Origin of the sequence: Acinetobacter sp. CFCC 10889, from assembly GCF_003268395.1 — a bacterium.
Lineage (GTDB): Bacteria > Pseudomonadota > Gammaproteobacteria > Pseudomonadales > Moraxellaceae > Acinetobacter.
The window spans coordinates 1-6,119 of record NZ_LQXQ01000101.1 but is presented as its reverse complement, the minus strand read 5'-3'; the positions used below and the strand labels follow the sequence as shown (position 1 = coordinate 6,119).

At 36.1% G+C, this 6,119-nt stretch carries 4 protein-coding genes; all 4 read right to left on the bottom strand.

The window, feature by feature from the left end:
• The coding region (locus tag AVJ19_RS20130; protein ID WP_228203417.1) for a DUF3322 domain-containing protein at positions 1 to 427 on the bottom strand (427 nt) is incomplete at its 3' end.
• 1 nt (position 428) lies between these two features.
• Entirely contained in the window at positions 429 to 3,791 is a 3,363-nt protein-coding gene (locus AVJ19_RS20125) for an ATP-binding protein (RefSeq protein WP_162626671.1), read from the bottom strand.
• Positions 3,781 to 4,488, bottom strand: a complete 708-nt coding sequence (locus AVJ19_RS20120) for a DUF4194 domain-containing protein (RefSeq protein ID WP_111861320.1) — start codon at positions 4,486 to 4,488, stop codon at positions 3,781 to 3,783. The genes AVJ19_RS20125 and AVJ19_RS20120 overlap by 11 nt, the downstream gene beginning before the upstream one ends.
• Before the next feature lie 12 nt (positions 4,489 to 4,500).
• Positions 4,501 to 5,961, bottom strand: coding sequence for a DUF3375 domain-containing protein (locus AVJ19_RS20115; protein ID WP_111861319.1), 1,461 nt, complete (start codon positions 5,959 to 5,961; stop codon positions 4,501 to 4,503).
• Positions 5,962 to 6,119 lie beyond the last annotated feature (158 nt).

Genomic DNA, 6,119 nt, shown 5'->3' with positions numbered 1-6,119 from the left:
CCAAATTACGAATCAAAACAGGCAGTAAATCAGCATGAATTTGCGTCAATTGATTTATTTTCATTGTCCATTGTTGATATTCCTTTTCAGCTTTTTTACCCAAAACTTGGCGAAGTTGTTCAAAATTTTCGATCACAAAATGTGTCGGCATATTTTGCCTTAAACTGTGCTTTTTCTTATTTGACCAAATCACCTGATCTGCAAAAGGCGTAGTTCGCCATGCATCAACAAATTGACGAAAATCATCCAAATGTAATAATGCCAATTCATCTGTAGCAGGTGCTTTTAAAGATATTTTGATCGGAAAACTACGTTCTCCCAACAAGTGCTTCTTTAAATTTTGACGATTCAGCCATTCTTTTTCCCATAAGCCTTGATAAATTTGCTCAGGTAATTTACCCCAATCATGTGATGATTTCTGATTCATATCATGATCCTAATGAGCTAATTTCAATATCTTCAAATACATGTGGAGGAGTACTTTGCAAATATTGTTCATCCAACTGCTGCCACGTAATTTCTGACAAAGTACTTTCATGACTTTTCACATCACGTTCTGCAATAATCAATGAACGGGCTGACTCACGTGCCAAATTTAGATTTTTAAAAGGCGTGATCAGATTGATATGTAAATGTAATGCTTTGAATACTTTCAAAACACGTTTACTGACAACTTCCGATGTATTGGAAAAAGCTTCATCTAAAAATATGGTGCTGTACACAGGATAATCCTGCCCCTCAGGGGTCAAAACATAAGCCAAACTTGCAGCGACAATCGTACCTGCAAAAGCCTCTTTTTCACCCCCTGATTTACCACTCGAATCTGCCCAAACATCAATTGTCGTTTGCGTTTCAATATCCACTTCTTCTGCACGGAACGACAATTGATAACGAGGATCAAGTAGTCTCAAACTGTCCTTATTCTGCCATGTAGCAGGGTCACTTGCGACAGCAAGTTCAGCGATGATTTTGTGCAATTGTTTATACAGCAACTCATAATCCGTTGATGTATATAAACTTGAAATATAGTCCAAATCTTTCCTAAACTGCTTCACTTTTGGAAAATGCTCATCCGCCGCCATTAATTTCAGGTAGCTTCCTTCTCGAAACTCAGTTCTTGCCAAGACCTGATTAATGGTATTAATTTTATCTAAAATATCTTTTTTCTCAGCATCAAGTCGTGTCCGAATACCCAATAAAGATTGCGATGCATGCTTGGTTAAACGCTCTTTAAATTGTGCTTCAAGCTCAGGTAAACCCTCATTCATCAGCTGTTCAAAATAAGTTAAATACTCATCGATGGCATCATACTTATTGCCCCATTCTGCTGAGATCGTAAGCCATTTCGCCTTAAAACGATTGATAATCCCTGTGACATCATTGATACGATTAGACTTGGTATTCTGTTTATCTTCAATTCGTTGTTCATATTGTTGGCGATGCTGATTTTCTATCTCAGACAGTTTTGTCAAATCTTCAAGTTGCAATATACCGATCTGCTTTGCCAATGCTGTTTTTACTGCTTCATGTAAATCAGTCACACATAACAGCTGAGCATCACGAGAACTTTGAAGCTGTTGAAGCTTTGTTGATAACTGACCCGACTGTGTGGCTAATTCTTTGACATGTTTATTTTGTAGCGTGTATTTATTTTCAAGCTCCATCCAATAATGTTTAGCACGAGCAAGATCACCCTCATCCGCTTCAATTCGTTGAATATGTTGCTCAATTTCAGTGATGCGATCTATGCAAGCTTGTACATTGATATTTTCCCATTGCATTTCAGACAGCGCTGTCCAACAACCTGAATGCAACTTTGTCATTGCAATTTCATTTTTGAAACGACTTTTTTCAACATCCAATTCCGTATAGCGTAGTTGCAAATGTTGTAATTTTTCTTTAGCCAAATTCAAACGTTGTGTATTTGAAAAGCCCAATTGCCATGTACTTTGATCATCAATACGTTTCTGATCTTTCTTTTCAAAGCGCCCACGCTCCATCTGTACCAAACCTTGAATTGTCATGGAAAATGGCGTCTGATCCAATTGCGCTTTATCTTCAACACAATGTAGGTCAAACTGCTTTAAATGTGCTTTTAACCATTCCCGATACGGATGTGGTCGCCATTGTAACTTTAATAAAAAACCATCTTGCCAAAATTCAGGACTATGCTTTTCCTTTTGCAAGGCATGATCCATCACTACCTGTACACGAATATGCAAACCGACATGATTTTGGTTCAACCATTGCGTAACCTGCCTAAAACTCTTCTCAGCCACTAATAAGGTATTTCTTAAACCACCCAATGCTCGCTCAATTGCACCTTGCCACGATTTTTGTTGATCTTGTACATCGATCAATTCACCAATAAAAATCAGTTCATCATTGTTTAAATTTAATTGATCACATAAACGGTTACGGAGTTGCTGATAATGTGGCGCGATCATCGAATCAGGACGAGATTCAATCACTCTCAATTCATCTTTACACTGTTGCAAATCCTCTTCATTTTTAGAATATTCAACAGCATTTTTGACTTTTTGTTCTTCCAATTGTTGTTCTTGATCAATTAAAAACTTAATTTTATCATCCGCTTGAGATTGATATTGCTGAAAAAGTGCAAAATCTAATTGGCTATCTAAACCCAATTTCAAGGTATAATTCTGATATTGCTTAAAATTCTGTAAAATACGATCTTGGTTTAAATGTTCAAACTCTAAATCCCTTCTTAATGATTCAACCTGTGAACCACCAACTTGCATATAATTGGCATAAGCCTCATTTTTTTGTTGCCCCAACAACGTTATGGCTTCCTCGGCTTCATGCAAGTTTTTTTCAAGCTGTTCTTTAATCTGATCCAACTCAGTCAGTTTTTGCTCAAATAATTCTACTGCTTGCTCAGCAATATAAGCCCGAATAGCATTTTTTTCTGCGATGAGTTGCTCGGCTTGTTCAGATAAATTTGCGATTTTAACTTTTAACTCAGGTAAAGCCTGTAAACACTCCTGCTGATCACGTGCATCTTCCAATTGTGCATGCGTAACTTTTAAATCATCAAAACCCATTACTATTTTTCTGACATCATCGCGGATTTCACTCGCTTCCAAAACAAGATCACGGATTAATCCTGTTAAGTCTTTAACTTGTTTCAGACCTAAAGCCCGTTGCAACAAGGCAGGTGCATTCTTATTATGTAAATGTAAAATTTCACGGAAATAAGTTTCATAGGCAGAAAACTTCTCTTCACAACAGATAATATCCTGATCTTGTTTGAACAGTTGTTTTAAAGCCCGCACTTGACCTTGATTAAAGTGTTGAAAAATTTCAGTTAATGTTAAATCACGTTTAGCCACTAAATTCAGTCGTTTCACATCTGCCAATTGATTGGTTGCTTGAGTTGTCCAAAAAATCGAACAAAGACTAACTTTTTGACCATCATCCGCAGTGTATAGCGCCCTTAAAGCTGAACAGGTTGCTCCTGTACGTTTACTTTTCAGCTTACTGTCTGCGCCATCATAATCAGAACCAAAACTGCCCTGCATATAACTCAATAAATTACGGTCACTTTTATCCCCTTGTGAAGCCGCCATATTAAAACTGGCTTTGCCTGCAGGAACCAACAATGCCATTAATCCATCAATTAACGTCGATTTTCCTGCACCATTATCCCCTGTGATCAAAGTTCCTTCAGCATCAATATGTGCCGTATGAATACCATCAAACGAACCCCAATTACATACGGATAATTCAGTCAGCCGAAATTGGCTAAACGCAAATAAATCATTCGACATCGTATTCATTCCCTTGATCTAAATCAGCTGAATTATCCAAATCACTTTGCTGTTGAGACACATCGCCACTCAATAATTTCTGATACTGTATCAACAAATTTTCCAACGTCGTAACATCTACGACATAACGAATAATCGGGCTAATTTCAAAACGGTTTTCTTCACCACGAATATTGATTAACAACTTTCGAGTTTGGAACTGCTGTACAACACCACGTAGTTTTCTTTGATCAATACTTTGCGATTGGCTTAATTTTAAAAATGGTCGCATCGCCAATTCAATACGCTCAAAATCAATCATCACGGTATCCTCGCCCAACACCTGACGCTCCTGATAAAATTTGCGTAAAATCAAGAGTAAATAGCTGTCATACAAACTCAGCATTCTTGGTGAAATAAGTTGGACTATTTCATCATCCTCATCATATTGATCTTCCTGAGTTTGCTGTTCAATATAAGCAATCCCTGCACGCTCATCGAGTACCAACTTTAAATAAAGCTCATTTAATCTCGTTGTAATCAAAACTTGATGAACTCTGACATTTTCAAATAATATTTTTTTCTGTGTCGCTAAAATCACACCATGTTTCAACAATGTCACTAAGGCATGACGAGCGCTTTCAGGAATGCTTTCTTCAATCTGAGATGTTTGCTGATTTTCATTATGGTCAAATTTTTGTGCTTCATTCGATTGCATAAAAGCTCCCCTTTAAATCACTAGATGATCAATATTTTTTGGAAAATCAGTTACATCGAGCAAATACAAAGGTACTTTTGCTTCAAATCGCGCTCCATTTTGATCTTTAAAAGTAATTTGTTCTGTTTGATTCAAATGTGTCGCTTTGACTGCTTTTGCAATGCGTACGTAGGCAACCAATTCTTCCAAACCTTTCTCAATTGGTTGTAATTGTATTAATTTGGATAAACTCATAGATCCATATTGTTGCAAACGTTGCTGAATCGTATGAACAAGCACTTTCACTTGCACATTATCCAAATGCTTTAAAATATTTTGACTAACACGTTGATGATTCTTCCGCTCTTCCAACTCAGGGCGAATTAAAGCATCATCAGGTGCCCTGATTTTTAAACTCAAAGGGCTAAATGCTGAAATATTTCCAACATTCAAATACATATCTAAATTAATTTTTATTGGCACATCCTGCTGTACCAATTGCATTGCTGTTTGTTCTATCTGCTGAATTAAATGCGTGACTCTAGCACCATCCATCACTGAACTGCTTTGCATATAATGTCGCAGACTTTCATTGGTTCTTTTCCGTATATCAAAGATCCTTTGGCTTTCTTTCACAAGTTCATGAATAAGCTTACTTAAATATAAAGTCTGCTTTTTATCTAAATGTTGTGCAATGGATTGCTGTAACAAAAATTGCAGTTGTTGATGTAATTCATCACAATGCGTGGTCTGGCTGAGCAGATTGAAGAAACTTTCAAATGCTTGCCCTGCATTGGTTTCCAACATTAAATCTTCATGTTCAAGTAACTGTCTAAGCAAACTGCCACGGTTCTCACCATGCTCCAACATATTTCTGCGTAATTGTTGATCCAAGCCTAAAATTTCATCTTCAATCAAACGAAAATCGTGTGATAATTTTGCAGCCAATTGATAAATTTTAGTTATTCTTTCTTTTTGCTGTAACTCTGATAAATTTGTGACTACACCTTGTTCAAGCTGTAAAATTTGCTCATCAATCTCTGCTTTTTGTTGTTTAAGTAATGCTATTTTCTCTTCAGGATTTTGATTGATATCAAAAATAAGTTTCTTCACTGCATCCTGTACAATTTGTAAATCAGAAGCTGTAGTACCCGATTCACGTTGATCCAAACTTTGCACAAATCTAAGTGCTATGTCACAAGCATCTGTTTTATTCAGTTGATTATTAAGTTCACGGATCCAACCTGCCTTGATCCACTGATAGAGATACTCTCTTGCAGATACTTTTGTTTCATCACGTAAGAACTCTCTAATTTGATTTAATTTGGCATCCAAATAAATACGTGCTTGCGTAAATGAAACTTCATTACTTTCAATGAATAATTCTTGAATCAATACCAAGATCAGCGGAGCATTATTCGCTTTCAATAAAGACCAAGCTTCGTGCTCATCTAATAATCTTTTATATGTAGCATATTGATTTAAATAAGACATTTTTCTGTTCTAAAATTAAGCTATATTTAAATCATACAAAAATCATCCATTAAAATACATCTATATTTCACTCTCTACGACTTAAGTTGTCGTTGTATTTTTAATTTACTGTTTATTTGATTCGATAATAAATATATTATGGAGTCCATACAACATTA

Excerpts from the sequence above, each read along its gene's own strand:
- AVJ19_RS20115 (WP_111861319.1), bottom strand. The coding sequence starts at position 5,961 with ATGTCTTATTTAAATCAATATGCTACATATAAAAGATTATTAGATGAG.
- AVJ19_RS20125 (WP_162626671.1), bottom strand. The coding sequence starts at position 3,791 with ATGTCGAATGATTTATTTGCGTTTAGCCAATTTCGGCTGACTGAATTA.
- AVJ19_RS20120 (WP_111861320.1), bottom strand. The coding sequence starts at position 4,488 with ATGCAATCGAATGAAGCACAAAAATTTGACCATAATGAAAATCAGCAA.